The 16,332-nt window shown below is 73.8% G+C and carries 12 protein-coding genes and 1 pseudogene; 8 read left to right on the plus strand and 5 right to left on the minus strand.

Annotation, left to right across the window (positions count from 1 at the left end; translation table 11 throughout):
* Positions 1-654, minus strand: a pseudogene (locus ABT232_RS37930) (FUSC family protein); the annotation flags it as partial.
* A 291-nt stretch (positions 655-945) separates the two neighbouring features.
* On the opposite strand from ABT232_RS37930, the gene ABT232_RS37935 reads away from it, so the two are divergent.
* The 4 genes from ABT232_RS37935 to ABT232_RS37950 all read left to right on the plus strand — a co-directional run bounded on the left by ABT232_RS37935 (position 946) and on the right by ABT232_RS37950 (position 4,417).
* On the plus strand, positions 946-1,500 hold the full coding sequence (locus ABT232_RS37935; protein WP_351849261.1) for a DUF5134 domain-containing protein: 555 nt from the start codon (positions 946-948) through the stop codon (positions 1,498-1,500).
* A 147-nt stretch (positions 1,501-1,647) separates the two neighbouring features.
* Positions 1,648-2,592 (plus strand): M56 family metallopeptidase, encoded by a 945-nt coding sequence (locus tag ABT232_RS37940; protein ID WP_351849264.1) that lies wholly within the window; start codon positions 1,648-1,650, stop codon positions 2,590-2,592.
* A 58-nt stretch (positions 2,593-2,650) separates the two neighbouring features.
* Positions 2,651-3,331, plus strand: coding sequence for a phosphatase PAP2 family protein (locus ABT232_RS37945; RefSeq protein ID WP_351849266.1), 681 nt, complete (start codon positions 2,651-2,653; stop codon positions 3,329-3,331).
* Between the two features lie 411 nt (positions 3,332-3,742).
* Positions 3,743-4,417 carry a TetR/AcrR family transcriptional regulator gene (locus ABT232_RS37950; RefSeq protein ID WP_351849269.1) on the plus strand — a complete coding sequence of 225 codons (675 nt, stop codon included), beginning with the start codon at positions 3,743-3,745 and terminating at the stop codon, positions 4,415-4,417.
* Here the strand turns inward: ABT232_RS37950 and ABT232_RS37955 are convergent.
* Complete coding sequence (locus ABT232_RS37955; RefSeq protein WP_351849272.1) at positions 4,405-5,907, minus strand: LVIVD repeat-containing protein; 1,503 nt, start codon at positions 5,905-5,907, stop codon at positions 4,405-4,407. The genes ABT232_RS37950 and ABT232_RS37955 overlap by 13 nt on opposite strands.
* Positions 5,908-6,102: 195 nt before the next feature.
* On the opposite strand from ABT232_RS37955, the gene ABT232_RS37960 reads away from it, so the two are divergent.
* Positions 6,103-6,747 carry a DUF305 domain-containing protein gene (locus ABT232_RS37960; protein WP_351849275.1) on the plus strand — a complete coding sequence of 215 codons (645 nt, stop codon included), beginning with the start codon at positions 6,103-6,105 and terminating at the stop codon, positions 6,745-6,747.
* 99 nt (positions 6,748-6,846) lie between these two features.
* On the opposite strand, the gene ABT232_RS37965 is transcribed toward ABT232_RS37960, so the two are convergent.
* A complete protein-coding gene (locus ABT232_RS37965) occupies positions 6,847-7,341 on the minus strand; it encodes a DUF6214 family protein (RefSeq protein WP_351849278.1) in 495 nt (164 codons plus the stop codon).
* A gap of 201 nt (positions 7,342-7,542) precedes the next feature.
* On the opposite strand from ABT232_RS37965, the gene ABT232_RS37970 reads away from it, so the two are divergent.
* The gene (locus tag ABT232_RS37970; protein WP_351849280.1) at positions 7,543-8,901 is read left to right on the plus strand and encodes an FAD-dependent oxidoreductase; all 1,359 of its coding nucleotides are present in this window, start codon (positions 7,543-7,545) and stop codon (positions 8,899-8,901) included.
* Between the two features lie 183 nt (positions 8,902-9,084).
* Positions 9,085-10,476, plus strand: a complete 1,392-nt coding sequence (locus ABT232_RS37975) for a nucleobase:cation symporter-2 family protein (RefSeq protein WP_351849282.1) — start codon at positions 9,085-9,087, stop codon at positions 10,474-10,476.
* Here the strand turns inward: ABT232_RS37975 and ABT232_RS37980 are convergent.
* Positions 10,396-10,791 (minus strand): ArsR/SmtB family transcription factor, encoded by a 396-nt coding sequence (locus ABT232_RS37980; protein ID WP_450871593.1) that lies wholly within the window; start codon positions 10,789-10,791, stop codon positions 10,396-10,398. The two genes, ABT232_RS37975 and ABT232_RS37980, sit on opposite strands and share 81 nt — an antisense overlap.
* A 75-nt stretch (positions 10,792-10,866) precedes the next feature.
* Here ABT232_RS37980 and ABT232_RS37985 point away from each other — a divergent pair, with 75 nt between their 5' ends.
* Positions 10,867-11,946: an NADH:flavin oxidoreductase/NADH oxidase gene (locus tag ABT232_RS37985; protein ID WP_351849288.1), complete on the plus strand. Its 1,080-nt coding sequence runs from the start codon at positions 10,867-10,869 to the stop codon at positions 11,944-11,946.
* 27 nt (positions 11,947-11,973) lie between these two features.
* On the opposite strand, the gene ABT232_RS37990 is transcribed toward ABT232_RS37985, so the two are convergent.
* Positions 11,974-16,332, minus strand: coding sequence for a cation-translocating P-type ATPase (locus ABT232_RS37990; protein ID WP_351849291.1), 4,359 nt, complete (start codon positions 16,330-16,332; stop codon positions 11,974-11,976).

The following is a 16,332-nucleotide window of genomic DNA, read 5'->3' on the forward strand; positions in this document are numbered from 1 at the left end:
GGCACCGGCGCCGGACACACCCGGGCCCGGGCGGCCGCCGGTGCCGTCCGTGGCGGCGTACGCGGCGGCGGCGTTCAGGGCCTGCGCCACGGCGCGGCGCTCCGGGCCGTGCGGGCGGAGCAGACCGGGCGCCATGCACACCAGCCACGCCCAGACACCCGCCGCCAGGCCCAGCGCCAGATGGCCGGGGACCTGGCCGAGGCTCTGCGGGAGGAACAGGGCGGCGGAGCTGACGAAGGTGAGGACCACGTTGCCGGGCGGGCCGAGGCGGGTGGCGTCGCACAGCGCCTTGTGCGCGGCGGCGAGCAGCGCGCCGACGGTGACGAGGACCACCGCGTTCGTGGTCAGCGAGGCCGCGAACAGGGACACCGCGAGACCGCCGAGCATCCCGAGCACCACCAGGGCCAGCACGCGGGCGCGGGCGGCGTAGGGGCGGTTGTGGGCGTAGAGCGCGCACAGCGACCCGGCCATCGTGTACATGGCCAGGTCGAGGCGGCCGAGCGCCAGGAGGGTCAGATTGGGCGGGGCGATCGAGACGACGACGCTCAGCGCGGGCTTGAACCAGATGTCGGAGGGGCGGCCGAGGCGGAGTGCCGCGGCGAGCGGGAGTCGTCGGGAGCGGGGGGTGGTCGGGTCCGGGGGCACGCTGCTCATGGAAACAGATTAGCAGGTGTTTTACTCGTGAACGATTCACCTGCGCGTGGCCAGGAGGACGGTCGGCACCTCGTGGACGCCACCGACGTGGACCGACGTACGCCACCGGCCCGGACCCACGTACGCCACCGACCTGGACCGACGTACGTCACCGACCTGGACCGACGTACGTCACCGACCTCGACCGACACGCCCGCGCTCCCCCGCATGCCCCCCGTGTACACCCTTGCGCTCGCGTGCGCACCGGGTCCGCCGGGCATCCCTTGACCGACGTCGAGCGGGGAGGCGCGCGTGCACGGACCGGCATCGTCCGGATGGCTGCTGGTCGCGCTGTGCGCGGCGACCGGCGCCTACTGCCTGCTGCGGATGCGCAGCAGCGTGGAGGAGCAGCGCCGGGCCGCGGGCGGCGAGGCGCTGATGGGATTCGGCATGGCCGCGATGGCCGTTCCGGCGGCGTTCTACACCCCGCCGTCCTGGGCCTGGCCCGGCTACGCCGCGGTCTTCGGCGCGGCGGCGCTGCGCGCCCTGTGGGCGGCGCGGACCGGCCCGCACCATCTGCACCACCTGGTGGGCGCACTGGCCATGGTCTACATGGCGCTGGTGATGTCCGCCGCCCCGGCGGCCGGGCACGCCCACGGAAACGGTGGCGTCCCGCTGGTGACGGGGGCACTGCTGCTGTACTTCGCCGGGTACGTGCTGCTGTCCGGCGCCCGCCTGATCCCGGTACCGGCGGTGGCGGGTGCCGCCCGGGCGCCCGGCGCGGGCTGGGCCGACCGGCCGGAGCTGGCGCGGGCCTGCCGGCTGTCGATGGGGATCGCCATGGTCGCGATGCTGCTGACGATGTGAGGGCCGGCGCCGGCGCCACAGGCAAGAAGGGTCCGGGCGGCCCGGCGCTGCGGAATCCGTGGTCGCGCACGACGGATTCCGTGGTCTGCGTCACTTCGCGACAGCGCCCCGTACCGCCGGGTAGCCGCCGCTCATAGGGTTGACCGCATGATGCTCCCCGCGGCATTGCTGCTGCTCGGCGCCCTGACCGCCGTGGCGGCCCCTCGGCTGTTCGCCCGGGCCGAATGGCCGGACCGGGAACCGGTGGTCGCGCTGTGGGTGTGGCAGTGCGTGGTGGCGGCGGTGCTGCTGTGCTGCGCGCTGTCGATGACGCTCAGCGCGGCGGCCGCCTGGCAGGCCGTGCGCGGCCATGTGTTCGCCCCGGCGCCGCGCGCGGTCGTGGAGGCCTACGCGTTCGGCGCGGCCGGTCCCTGGGCGGCGACGACCGCGGTGGCGCTCGCCCTCGGCGGGGCGTGGAGCGCGACGATGCTGGTCCGCGAGATCGTCCGGGCCCGGGGGCGGAGCAGGCACCGGCAGGCCGAAGTGTCCGAACGCGCACCGCTGTTGCCGGGTGAGGAACCGGGCCGGGGGCGGCTGGTGGTGCTGGAGGGGGAGCGGCCGGACGCCTGGTGGCTGCCGGGCGCGGCGCCGCGGCTCGTCGTCACCACCGCCGCGCTGCGCCGCCTCAAGGGGCGGCAGCTGGACGCCCTGCTCGCCCATGAGCAGGGCCACGCGCGGGCCCGGCACGACTGGCTGCTGCACTGCTCGGGCGCGCTGGCGACGGCCTTTCCGCAGGTGCCGGTGTTCGCCGCGTTCCGGGACGAGATGCACCGGCTGGTGGAACTCGCCGCCGACGACAGCGCATCGCGGCGTTTCGGACGGCTGACGACCGCGCTGGCGCTGGTGGAACTCAACGAGGACCGCGGTGTGTTCGGTCCAGGCCCGGCCCCGCAGGCGCATCTCCCGCAGCGGGTGCACCGGCTGCTCACGCCGCCGGACCGGCTCACCGCGGCCCGCCGGCTGCGGCTGACCGCGGCGGCGGCGCTGGTGCCGGTGGTGCCGCTGCTGGTGGCGTTCGGGCCCGCGCTGCGGGCCCTGGGCTGGTCACCGTGACGGCGTGTTCTTGACCCCGGCTTGACCTTTCGCCCCACCTTTGGGCGAGGATCGCATCATGCACTCCCCCTCCGTCGACTCCCCGCCCCAGCCACCGCAGCCGCCGCGGCACCGTGTCGCCGTCCGCGCCGGGACCGTGCTGGCGCTGTGCTCGGTGCTGCTCCTGGCCCTCGTCGCGGCCGAGTGGCGCCCGCTGCTCTCCCTCGACGGCGACGTCGCCCGCACCACCCATCGCTGGGCGGTCGCCGAGTCGGGCCTGACCCAGGCCTTCCGGATCCTGACGGACTGGATCTGGGATCCCGTCACCATGCGCCTGCTGTGCGGGGTGGTCGTGGTGTGGCTGCTGTGGCGGACGAGAACCTGGTGGACGGCGCTGTGGCTGGCGGTGACGGTGGCGCTGGGGACGCTGGTGCAGCAGGCCCTCAAGGCGGCGGTGGGTCGCGCCCGGCCCGTGTGGCCCGACCCGGTGGACTCCGCCCACTACGCGGCCTTCCCCTCCGGCCACGCCATGACGGCCACGGTCGTCTGCGGACTGCTCCTGTGGCTGCTGCACCGTCATGGCGTCAGCCGCGTCGTGTGGCGTACGGCGGTGACCGCGGCGGTGGTCTCCGTGGCCGGCGTCGGCCTCACCCGCGTGTGGCTGGGCGTGCACTGGCTCTCGGACGTCGTCGGCGGCTGGCTGCTGGGGGCGGCGCTGGTGGCCGGGGCGATCGCGGCACATCAGCGGCTGCGGCCGTGACCGCACCGGCGTCGGCGTCACCGGACTCTCCGCGCAGGTCCCGGACTCTCCGCACAGATGCCGGTCTCTCCGCACAGCTACCGCTGTCCGAACCGGCGTTGCATGACGCGCCCGGCAACCGCCCTGTGGGATATCACCCGAGGCCCGCGCCGGCCGGCCTTCGGGCGGCCTGCGGCTTTCCGGTTGGCCTGTACGGCACTTCGGGCCGAGCCGCGCTCGGTGCTGAGGGTGGGCGGCGACCGGCGTGCCGACGAGGACGCGGCCGTGCCGGTGGGCTGACAGCCACCGGCCGCCTCGGACGATCCCCCGCGTCGCCCGAGGCGGGCGGCCACCCGGCCGGACCCGGACACGGGTCGGCAGGCACGCGCTGAGTATAGTTGGCTGGCAGCCAGTCAACGCAGGAGTTACAGGATGTCCCCTCGCAGCGCCGCGGTCAATGAAGAGTTGCGGCGCCGTTCCCGGGAAAAGCTGCTCCAGGCGGCGGTCGAACTCGTGGGCGAGCGTGGGTACGAGGCCACCACGCTGGGGGACATCGCGGACCGGGCCGGCTCGGCGCGCGGACTGGTGTCGTACTACTTCCCCGGCAAACGCCAGTTGGTGCAGTCGGCCGTGCACCGGCTGATGCACCGCACGCTGGAGGAGGCGCTGGAGCGCGAACCGCGTACCGAGGACGGCCGGGAGCGGATGGCTCGGGCCGTGGACGCGATCCTGGGACTGGCCCGCGACCGGACGGTGCTGATGCGTCAGCACATGGCGGGGCTGTTGCAGGCGGAGGGGTTCGTGCAGTGCCCCGAGCAGCAGCGGCTCGCGGAGCTGCTGCGCGAGACCGTCGCCCGGCGCGGTTCGCGGGACGCCGAGGCCGACTATCCGACGCTGCGCGCCCAACTCATGGGCTCGGTCTACGCGATGGTGCTGCCCAACGTGGGGATGCCGATCGCCCCGGTGCGCGCCGAGCTGTTCCGGCGCTACGGCCTGGACTGGGAACAGGGCTCCCCGCCGGGTGCCGAGGCGCCCGGCGGGGAGTGCGACCGGGATCTGTCGCGGTTCTTCGCGACGGGCGCCCCGGCCGTGGATCAGTCGAAGTAGTCCGGCTGTGTCTGGACGTTGAGCTCGTCCAGCCGCACCCACCTGGCGGGGTCGGTGCGCCGGTCGTCGAGCTTCAGGACGTCGAAGCCCTTCGCCATGTCGTTCGAGTAGATGTAGCCGTTGTAGTAGTACGCCGACCACGAACCGCCCGTGACGAGGCGTTCGGTGCTCAGCGGACCACGCTCGAAGTAGGCGATCTCCTTGGGCGCGGAGGAGTCGGTGAAGTCCCAGACCGAGACGCCGCCCTGGTACCAGGCCTGGACCATGAGGTCCTTGCCCTTGACCGGGATCAGCGAGCCGTTGTGCGCCACGCAGTTCTCGGTGTCCGCCTGGTGACGGGGGATCTTGAAGTAGCTGCGGAAGACGAGCTCGCGCTTGTCGCCCTTGCCGACGATGTCGTAGATGCCGTCCGCGCCGCGGTTCGGTCCGATGGCCGCGTTGCAGGTGGCCGCGCCGCCGCCGCCCAGCTCGTCGGTGAAGACGACCTTGTTGGCCTTCTGGTTGAAGGTCGCCGAGTGCCAGAACGCGAAGTTGACGTTGTCCTGCACCTGGTCGAGGACCTTCGGGTGCTCCGGGTCCTCGATGGAGAAGAGGATGCCGTCGCCCATGCAGGCGCCCGCCGCGAGGTCCTTGGAGGGCAGCACGGTGATGTCGTGGCAGCCGGTGGTCTTGGAGACGCCCGGGTTGACCGGGCCGCCCGGGTTGCCGCCGCCGTCCGCGCCCTCACCCGGGAACAGCACCGGGAAGCTCACGACCGCCGCCTTCTCGGGGGCCTTGCGCGGCACCTTGATGACGGAGATGCCGTCGTGCGGCGGCTGGCAGTCGGGGTAGGCGGCGTTCGGCGAGTAGGAGGAGACGTAGATGTAGACGTTGCGGCGCTCGGGCACCAGCGTGTGGGTGTGCGAACCGCAGGCGGTCTCGACGGCGGCGACGTACTTGGGGTTCGTCTTGTCGCTGATGTCGAAGACCTTCATGCCCTCCCACGAGGACTTCTCGGTCACCGGCTGGGTGGTGCTGCTGCAACTGCTGTCGCTGCGCGAGGAGTCGGTGGACAGGAACAGCAGGTCGCCGGAGACGGAGATGTCGTTCTGCGATCCGGGACACAGCACCTGCGCGACCGTCTTGGGGGCCTTGGGGTCGCTGATGTCGAAGATGCGGAAGCCGTCGTAGTTGCCGGCGAAGGCGTACTTGCCCTGGAAGGCCAGGTCGGAGTTGGTGCCGGGCAGCACGTCCTTGGGGATGTTCGCCAGGTGCTGGACGTTGGCGGAGTGGACGATCTCGTCCTGGCCGGGTATCGCCCCGTCCTGCACCGCCTCCTGGACCTCTTCCCGGGTGCTCTGCGACACCCGGCTCTCCGAGGCCGGCGCGTCCCCCGGGTCGGGGGTGGCGACCGCGGGTTGTGCGGTGATCAGCGCGGCCAGGAGCCCGGCGGCAGCCGTGGCTATGCCCAGGCGTCTGCGCCGTGTACGGGGATTGCTCAACAGGGTCACTGCATCCTCCCTTGTTCCGTTCGCAAGGGAACGGTTCACGGACCCCCGAAGTATCGTCTTCACCATGCACATATCAACAGGGGGGCAACAGAGATGTAATGAATGTTTTCAAGGAACGCTGCTCACCGGCGTGTTAAGACGGTCTCCAGCACTCACGAGGTGTCCCTCGCACCCTGCCCCTCACAGGAGGTCGTCGTGCCCTTCCGCCGCACGTTGCGTGCCACGGTCCCACTGACCGCGCTGGCCGTACTGGGACTCGGCGCCTGCGACTCGGGCCCGGCGCCCGAGCCGGACAGGGCGAGCGGCCCCTCCGTGCTCGTGCCGGGCGCTCCCGGCGAGCCGAACCGGACCCTGTCCGCCGAGGAGGCGGCGCAGCGGCGCACCGACGACGACACGCCCAACTCCGCGGACGTCGACTACGCCCGGATGATGATCGAGCACCACACCCAGGCCCTCGAGATGACCGAACTCGCCCCGGACCGTGCCGAGTCGACGCAGGTCGAGAAGCTGGCTGAGCGGATCGCCGCCGCACAGGCGCCGGAGATCGAGGTGATGAGGGCCTGGCTGAAGGAACACGGCAAGGCGGAGACGGGCACGGACCACTACCACCACGCGATGCCGGGAATGGCCACCGAGGCGCAACTGAAGAAGCTGCGCGCGGCCCAGGGGAAGGCCTTCGACCAGCTGTTCCTGACGCTGATGATCACCCATCACGAAGGAGCGATCACCATGGCCGTGGACGCCAAGTCGCAGGGCAACAACCTGAGGATCGAGGAGATGGCCGACGACGTGGTCGCCCAGCAGACGAGCGAGATCACGCGGATGCGGCGGATGCTCTGACGCCGCCCCGCCTGCGCGTCAGCCCCACCGGCGTCGCGCGCGTCAGCCCCGCCGGCGTTCCCGCACGCGTCAGCCGCCGCCAGCGTTCCCGCGCGAGCGTCAGCCCCGCCGGGCGTGCCGCGGGGAGAGGAAACCGGCGTCGCGTGCCTGGGCGATGAGCCGCAGCGACTTGCGGCGGCCGTGCCCGGTCGCGCACATCACCGCGAGCACGGGGTCGGCGCCCTCCTCCTGGGCCGCCCGGTACTCCTGCGCGATGAGCCACCGCCCCTCGACACCGCGCGGCCACGGTGGCCGGGCCCGGCTCGCTCCGGCACACCCGTCCGGCTCCGCGTACCCGTCCGGTCCGTCGTGACCGGCGGAGTCGGCACGGATGCCGCACGCCTCGAACAGCGGCTCCTCGATCCAGTCGGCGAGCACCGTCAGGTCGTCGAGGGAGAGCGCGGGCCGGGCCCGGACGTCCTCCAGGGAGACGGTCCCGTCCACCACGACGGCCAGCGCCTCGACCTGGGCGCAGTCGGCGAAGGCCAGCCGCACGTGGAACCAGACGGTCGCGCCGTCGTCCTCCCGCACCTCCCACGCGGGCCACACGGACACCGCGCCGTCCTCCGGCCGACGGTCGGAAAGATTAAGAAAGGATGCTTCTAGCACACACGCAACGTAACCTCATGATCACACTCCATACGAACGGACACGCGTCCGATCCCGCGCACAGCACCCTGTCAGCGCAGCCGCGGCGGTGCGATGCTGGAAGCACCAGCGATCTCCTGTCGGTCCCCGGGATGAAGGAGTTCCGCCGTGCTGCGTGTCGCCGTCGTAGGGTCCGGGCCGAGCGGGGTCTACTCCGCCCAGAACATCGTGCAGCAGGAACCCGTGGCGCTGGTCGACGTCCTCGACCGGCTGCCGTGCCCGTACGGCCTGGTGCGCTACGGCGTGGCGCCGGACCACGAGAAGATCAAGTCGCTGCAGAACAATCTGCGCGCGGTCCTGGAGCACGAGCGGGTGCGGTTCCTCGGCGGCGTGCAGATCGGCGCCGGCGGGGTGCCCGCCGCCCGGCTGCGGGAGCTGTACCACGCGGTGGTGTACTGCGTGGGCGCCGCCACCGACCGGCGGCTTGGCATTCCGGGCGAGGATCTGCCGGGGAGCTGGTCGGCCACGCAGTTCGTGTCCTGGTACAGCGCCCATCCGGACGCCGTCGACGACGGTTTCGTCCGGGACGCCCGGTCGGCCGTGGTGATCGGCGTGGGGAACGTGGCGGTGGACGTCACCCGCATCCTGGCGCGCGGCGCGGCCGAGCTGAGCCCGACCGACATGCCCGAGGCGGCGCTGCGCGCGCTGGGCGCCAGCCGGGTGGCGGAGATCCAGACGGTGGGCCGGCGCGGTCCGTCCCAGGCCCGGTTCACCACCAAGGAGCTGCGTGAGCTGGGCACGCTGCCGGACGCCGAGGTGAGCGTCGATCCGGCCGAGCTGGCGCTGGACCCGGCCCTCGCCGACCCCGCCGCACTGGCCGCGCCGCAGCGCCGCAACGTGGAGGTGCTGCGCGGCTGGGCGGACCGTGCGCCGCGGGGCGCGCCGCGCCGGATCCGGCTGCGGTTCTTCCTGCGTCCCGTCGAGCTGCTCGCCGAGGCGGGGCGGGTGGGCGCGGTGCGCTTCGAGCGGACGGCGCCGGACGGGCGCGGCGGGGTGACGGGCACCGGTGAGTTCGAGGTGGTCCAGGCGCAGCTGGTGCTGCGGTCGGTGGGTTATCGCGGGATGCCGCTGGAGGGGCTGCCGTTCGACGCGGACCGCGGCACGGTGCCGCATGCCGAGGGGAGGGTGCTGCGCGGTGGGGTGGTGGCTCCGGGCGAGTACGTTGCGGGCTGGATCAAGCGGGGCCCGACCGGGGTCATCGGCACCAACCGGCCGTGCGCCAAGGAGACGGTGACGTCACTGCTGGCGGACGTGCCCCTGCTCGTGTGCCGGGAGGTGGCGGAGGATCCGCTGGCCGCGTTGCGCGCGGAGGGGGTCGAGCCGGTGGAGTGGCCGGGGTGGCGGGCGATCGAGCGGGCCGAAGCGGAGCTCGGGGTGTCGCTCGGGCGGAGTGTCGTCAAGCTGCCGGACTGGCCGTCGCTGCTGACGGCTGCGCGGGCCGCATCGGGACGGTCTCGGGGCGTGTAGCGCGGGCGGCCATCGTTTCGGTGGGCATGACACACGGTGGCAACAATCCGGAAATCAACAAACTGTTCAAGCGGCCTACGGTCTCCAGCAGTTCGGATTCCCGGATGTTCCCGGATGTTCCCGCGTGTTCCCGCGTGTCCCGCGTGTGCCGCGTGTTCTCCTCACCGCCGCTCTGGAGTGCCCATGGCATCGACCGCACCTCCCGTCCACCCCGTCGACGAGGTTCCGCCCGCACGGCAGTTGGCCGCCTTCGGGCTGCAGCATGTGCTCGCGATGTACGCGGGCGCGGTGGCCGTGCCGCTGATCGTCGGCGGGGCGATGCAGCTGCCGCCCGCGGATCTGGCGTATCTGATCACCGCCGACCTGCTGGTCTGCGGCATAGCCACGCTCATCCAGTGCATCGGCTTCTGGCGGTTCGGCGTCCGGCTGCCGATCATGCAGGGCTGTACCTTCGCGGCCGTCTCACCGATGGTGCTGATCGGTACGACGGGTGGCGGACTGCCCGCGATCTACGGCTCGGTGATCGTCGCGGGCCTGGCGATCGTGCTGCTCGCGCCCGTCTTCGGCCGGCTGCTGCGCTTCTTCCCGCCCCTGGTCACCGGCACGGTGATCCTGATCATCGGTATCTCGCTGCTGCCGGTCGCGGGCAACTGGGCCGCGGGCGGCGCCGGCGCGAAGGACTTCGGGGAGCCGAAGAACCTGGCGCTCGCGGCCTTCGTCCTGGCGGTGGTGCTGGGCGTGCAGCGCTTCGCGCCGGTGTTCCTGAGCCGGATCGCGGTGCTGATCGGTATCGCGGTGGGGCTCGCGGTCGCGGTGCCGTTCGGGTTCACGGACTTCGGCGGGGTCGGGGACGCCGACTGGGTGGGCGTCAGCACGCCGTTCCACTTCGGGGCGCCGACCTTCGAGGTGTCGGCGATCGTCTCCATGCTGGTGGTCGCGCTGGTCTGCATGACGGAGACCACCGGTGACTTCATCGCGGTCGGCGAGATGACCGACCGCAGGCTGGAGCCTCGCGCTCTCGCCGACGGACTGCGCGCCGACGGACTGTCGACCGTGCTGGGCGGCGTCTTCAACACCTTCCCGTACACGGCGTACGCGCAGAACGTCGGCCTGGTCGGCATGACCCGGGTGCGCAGCCGCTGGGTGGTCGCGGCGGCGGGCGGCATCCTGGTGCTGCTCGGACTGCTGCCCAAGCTGGGCGCGGTGGTGGCGGCGATCCCGGCTCCGGTGCTGGGCGGCGCGGGCCTGGTGATGTTCGGGACGGTCGCGGCGAGCGGTCTGCGGACACTCGCCGAGGTCGACTTCAAGGGCAACCACAATCTGACGGTGGTAGCCGTCTCGGTGGCGATGGGTGTGCTGCCGGTGGGTGTGCCGACGGTCTACGACAAGTTCCCCGACTGGTTCCAGACGGTCATGCACAGCGGTATCAGCGCCGGCTGCCTGACCGCGATCGTACTCAACCTGCTCTTCAACCACCTGCCCGCGAAGGGCGGTTCAGCCGTCGCCGAGCCGGGCGGACTGGCGGGCGGCGGCGGCGAGCAGGGCGTCGAGAAGTCCCGGGAAGAGGTCGTCTAGGTCGTCCCGGCGCAGGCCGTTCATCTTGGCCGTGCCTCGGTAGATCTGCCGGATGACGCCGCTCTCGCGCAGCACCCGGAAGTGGTGCGTGGTGGTGGACTTGGTGACCGGCAGCTCGAACTGCGAACAGGAGAGCTCGTCGCCGTCGGCGGCGAGCTCTCGCACGATCCGCAGCCGCATCGGGTCCGAGAGCGCGTGCAGCACGTCTTCCAGCCGGATCTCCTCGCGGTCCGGGTGGGGCAGGGTGCGGCTGGCGCTGGCGGTGGTCACGGCGGTGGCTCCAGTTCGTCGGGACCTCCATTGTACGAGAACCATCGTAGTTTGACATCCGCCGTACTACGATGCCTATCGTATGAGCGACGCTTTCGCCGTGACGAATGGAGCCAGCCCGTGACCGCGCTGTTCGAGCCCTACACCCTGCGCGATGTGACGATCCCGAACCGCGTGTGGATGCCGCCCATGTGCCAGTACTCGGCCGCGCCCGAGGGACCGGAGACCGGCGCGCCGAACGACTGGCACTTCGCGCACTACGCCGCCCGCGCGACCGGCGGCACCGGCCTGATCGTCGTCGAAGCCACCGCGGTGAGCCCCGAGGGCCGCATCTCGCCGTACGACCTCGGCATCTGGAACGACACCCAGATCGAGGCGTTCCGCCGGATCACCCGCTTCCTCACCGCCCAGGGCACCGTCCCGGCGATCCAGCTCGCCCACGCCGGCCGCAAGGCCAGCACCGACCGGCCCTGGAAGGGCGGGGCGCCGGTCGGGCCGGACGCGCACGGCTGGCAGCCGATCGCGCCGAGCCCGGTCGCCTTCGACGAGCGGCACCCGGTGCCGACGGAGCTGGCCGTCGAGGAGATCCAGGACGTCGTCCGGCAGTTCGCGGACGCCGCCCGCCGGGCGCTGGCCGCCGGTTTCGAGATCGCCGAGATCCACGGCGCCCACGGCTACCTGATCCACGAGTTCCTCTCCCCGCACTCCAACCACCGCACCGATGCCTACGGCGGCTCCTGGGAGAACCGCGCCCGGCTGGCCCTGGAGGTCGTCGACGCCGTGCGCGAGGTGTGGCCGGACGACAAGCCGCTGTTCTTCCGCGTCTCGGCGACCGACTGGCTGGAGGAGGGCGGCTGGACCGTGGAGGACACCGTCCGCCTCGCCGGTGAACTCCAGGCGCACGGCGTCGACCTCCTCGACGTCTCCTCCGGCGGCAACGCGGCGACCGTGCGCATCCCCACCGGCCCCGGCTACCAGGTGCCCTTCGCGGCCCGGGTGAGGGCCGAGACCTCGCTGCCGGTCGCGGCCGTCGGCCTGATCACCGAGGCCGAGCAGGCGACGAAGATCCTCGCCAACGGCGAGGCCGACGCGGTCCTCCTCGGTCGCGAGCTCCTCCGCAACCCCTCCTGGGCGCGGCACGCGGCACGCGAGCTGGGCGGCGAGGTACGGACGCCGGAGCAGTACCTCCGGGCGGTGTGAGAGGCGCGGTTCGAAAGGGGCGGGGCGTCACCCTCCCGGCCGGAGTGCCCGCGGCAGGTGGATGTCCGAGGTGTCCGGGAGGTGGCGCGCGAGGGTGCGCTCCAGTTGGGGCAGGGTCCGCTGGCCCAGGACCGCCAGGACGATCGAGGCGGCGACGCCCGCCCAGGCGACCGGCCCGAGCGGCGTGCAGCCGACCAGGCGGCTGGTGACCGGCGTCTGCACGAGGGCGACCAGCGCGGCGGCCGAGCCCAGCGCGGTGAGCTGGACCAGCCGGCTGTCCCGGCGGTCGAGCAGGGTCTGCGCGAGCTGGGTGCCGACCACCGCGCACAGCGCCATGGTGGTGGTGCGGCGCGTCGTGCCCGGTGTGAACCGGCCGAACAGCCAGGCGGCGACCGCGCCCAGACAGGTGGTCAGCGCCCGGTGCCGGATCTGCCGCATCAGCGGCGCGCCCAGCAGCGAGGTGCCGAGCGGGCCGGACGGCTCCGTCTCGGCCGGGTCCTGTTTCGGGGTGACCGCGACGGCCATCGCCGGGAACAGGTCGGTGAACAGGTTCACCAGCAGCATCTGGCGGGTCGACAGCGGCGCGGTCCCCGCCAGCACCGTGCCCAGGATGCCGAAGCCGACCTCGCCCGCGTTGCCGCCGATCAGGATGGCGACGGCGTCGGCGACGCTGTGCCACAGCGCGCGGCCTTCCCCGACCGCCTCCACCAGCACGGTGAGATCGGCGTCGGTGAGCACCAGGTCGGCGGCGTTGCGGGCGGCCGCCGAGCCGCGGGCGCTGATGCCCACGCCGATGTCGGCCGCGCGGATGGCGGCCGCGTCGTTGGCGCCGTCGCCGACCATCCCGACCACCCGGCCGGCGTCCCGCAGCGCCTCCACGACCTGCAGCTTCTGCTCGGGCGCCACCCGGGCCACCACATCCGCGTCCCGCAGCATCCGGGAGCGCTCGGAGCGGTCCGCGTTCGCCAGGTCGTCGCCGGTGACGACGGCGGTGTCCTCGGGCCAGCCCAGTTCCAGGGCGATCGCCCGCGCGGTCTGCGGATGGTCGCCGGTCAGCATCACCGGCCGTACGCCCGCCGCTCGCAGCCCGCGCACCAGGGCGGTGGACGTCTCGCGGGGCACGTCGGCCAGCGCCAGCAGCCCGGTGAACTCCAGGTCGTGCGGCTGCTCCTCACCCACGTCGGCGTCCCGCTCGGCATCGGCCAGCCGCCGCTTGGCGACGGCGAGCACCCGCAGCCCGTCGCGGGCCAGCGCGTGCGCGGTCTCCTCCGCGTGCTCGGGCAGGTCCCGGCAGGCGGGCAGCACGATCTCGGGGGCGCCCTTGACGGCGAACACCCGCTCGCCGTCCGCGGTGCGGCCGACCGCGCCCGCGTAGCCACGGCCCGCCTCGAACGGCCGCGCCTCCGTCTGCTCCCACTCCGGGTCTCGGCCGACGGCCTCCAGCACCGCCTCGTCGGTGGCGTGCACCGGCTTGTCCCCGCCGCCGTTCAGCCGCGGGCAGGCCCGTACGGCGATCCGCAGCACCTCGGCGTCGCTCGCCTCGTCGAGCCGGTGGACGGCACCGTCCGTCCCGGCGAACCGGACCAGGCGCAGCCGGTTCTCGGTGAGGGTGCCGGTCTTGTCGAAGCAGATGGTGTCCATCCGGCCGAGCACCTCCAGGGTGCGCGGGGTGCGCACCAGGACGCCCCGCCTGCTCAGCCGCCGCGCGGCCGCCAACTGCGCCACCGTCGCCACCAGCGGCAGGCCCTCGGGCACGGCGGCCACCGCCACCGCCACCCCGCCGCTGACCGCCTCGCGGATCGGCGCGCCGCGCAGCAGCGACAGACCGGTGACCGCGGCGCCGCCCGCCATGGTGAGCGGCATGGCCTGGCGGGTGAGTTCCTGGAGCCGGGCCTGGACCCCGCCGGCCGGCGGAGTGCGGGCGGCGAGGTGCACGGCGCGGGCCGCCTCGGTGCGGTCGCCGGTCTCCACGACGACGGCCCGGGCCCGGCCCGCCACCACCGTAGTGCCCTCGAAGACCATGCAGCGGCGGTCCGGCACGGCGGCGCGCGGGGTGGGCTCCAGCTGCTTGTCGACGGGCAGCGACTCGCCGGTCAGGGCCGACTCGTCCACCTCCAGACCGTCCTCCCACAGCAGCCGGGCGTCGGCAGGCACCACGTCGTCGGCGTTCAGCTCGATCACATCGCCGGGCACCAGCCGGGCGGCGTCGACGGTGTGCGGGGCACCGTGCCGTCGCCGGTCACGGCGCGGCTCCCGCGACCCGGCCGCCGCCGCGCCCTCGCCCTGGCCCTCCCCCTCGCCCGACACGCGGGCCTTCTGCTTCTGCTCCGCCACCAGCCCCGACAGCGCCCGCTCGGCGCGCAGCCGCTGCACACCGCCGACCAGCGCGTTGAGGTCGAGCGCGCCGACGACCAGCAGCGCGTCCGCGACGGAGCCGAGGATCGCCGACGCGGCCGAGCCGACCGCGAGCACCGGGGTGAGCGGATCGTCCAGCTCGCCGCGTACGGCACGGGCGAGCTGGAACGTCCAGCGCGCGGGCGCCATGGCCGGCTTGTGCCCGACGGTGACCGCCAGCTCGCGCGCCCGGCCCGCCGCATGCTCGACGGCGGTCTCCTCGGCCTTCAGCCGGTCGGCCAGCCGGGCCCGTACGACATGCGGCTCCAGGGCGTGCCAGGCCACCCGCGGCTGGGGGCGCGGCGTCCGCGCCATGGCCACGCCGACGGCCGCGCGCACCCCGCCGAAGAGCGCCGCCGCCGCGCCGGCGTCCACCGGCATGTGCCGCAGGCCCGGCAGCGGCGAGTGGCGGCGCCCCCGCTCGGACTCGCCGACGGCGACCAGCAGCCCGGACAGCGCGGCACCGGAGCGGGCCAGCGTCTGCGAGCGGCGCCCGACCCGCCGGGCGGCGGGCACCGCGGCCAGCAGCCGCCAGACCTCGGCCAGGCCGCCGGGCACGAGCACGTCCGCGCCCCAGGCGACGGCCGCGTCCCGGTCGGCGACCGCGACGGCGAGATCGCCGGCGAACAGCGCTTGGAGGACGTCGGTGTCGTCGGCGGAGGCCGGCCGCGCCACGGTGATCACACAGCCGCGGTCGCGCAGCCGGTCCACCGCCTCGGCCGACGACCGGTCGGCGGGCACGATGTGGTCGGCGAGGCCGATGAAGTCGGTGAGCGCGGGATCGTCGCCGACGACGATGCGCAGTCCCGCGCGGCGCGCCGCGTCGAGGACCGGCTCGACCCACGGGTCGGGGCCGCCGTCGGCGGTGCGCAGGGCGCTGGGGTGCAGGAAGACGGTGCCGGCGGTCTCCAGCCGGTGCAGCCGCTGCTGGTCGCGGACCAGCACCCCGGTGCGGGCCAGCGCGCAGCTCAGGGCCGCGTGGAAGGCGGCGGGCCCGTACCGGGCGGCCTTCGGCGAACCGGCCAGCACGGCCTCGGCCGCCTCGCCCGCGTCGTGCTTGACGAGCAGGGTCGCGGCGGCGCCCACCAGGCTGCCGGACTCGGCGTGCACGGCGTACTCCTGGGCGGGCGTGCGCCGCAGCGGCGGGCGCGGGAACCGGTCCATGGCCACGCCGTCCCGGTCGGGCACGCACAGCCGGTCGTGCACGGAGTCGAACGCGGCCGCGCGGGCCAGCGTCTCGGCCAGCCCGAAGGTGCGCAGTACGCCGTCGAGCACCAGGCCGATGGGAGTGCCGCCCGTGCCGTGGACGGCCGCGTTCACGGTGGCCAGCGCGAGGTCGGCGCGGGACGCGCCCAGCCGGTCGCGCAGCCAGGCACGGAAGCGCGGGTTCTCGCGCAGCAGCGTCGAGCCAGCGGCCACGAACCGCGGTGTCCGGGGCAGCCGCAGCGCGGAGCCGCCCAGCGCGGCGGCGATGCCCAGCACGTCGGCGCCGATGGCGGCCGCCGCGGTGCGCACCCCGACCGGGTCGCCGGGGTGGATGAACTCCTCCACCGCCTCGTCGTCGGGCACCAGCCCGTGGCGGATGGCGAGGTCGCTCGCCTTCTCCAGTACCGAGTCGGCGACGGCCGCCTCGGTCGCGGCGACCACCAGGCGGGCGAGGCCGCCGTCCCAGTAGGCGTAGGCGACATCGGGCCGCTCGGCCAGCGCGGCGGCCACCCGCCGGGCGGCGTGCGCCCGGTGGTCGGTGCCGTGCTGGGGCGCCGAGGCGGCAGGCTCGGAGGGGGTGGAAGGGGCGGCGGTCGGTGGGGCGGGTGTGGCAGGTGCTGTGGCTGTGGTGGGTGTGCCATCAGTGACCCACGCCGGTGTCGTGGCAGGTGCCGGCTTGAGCGCCAGATGCGCCCTCTTGCCGGACCGCCAGTGCGGTCGCGAGCCCGGCACCGCCGCGGCGCGCGCCACGCGCGCGACCCGGACGGCGGACTCGGCTCCGCGCAC

It is taken from the genome of Streptomyces sp. NPDC001532 (assembly GCF_040298625.1).
Taxonomy (GTDB): Bacteria; Actinomycetota; Actinomycetes; order Streptomycetales; family Streptomycetaceae; genus Streptomyces.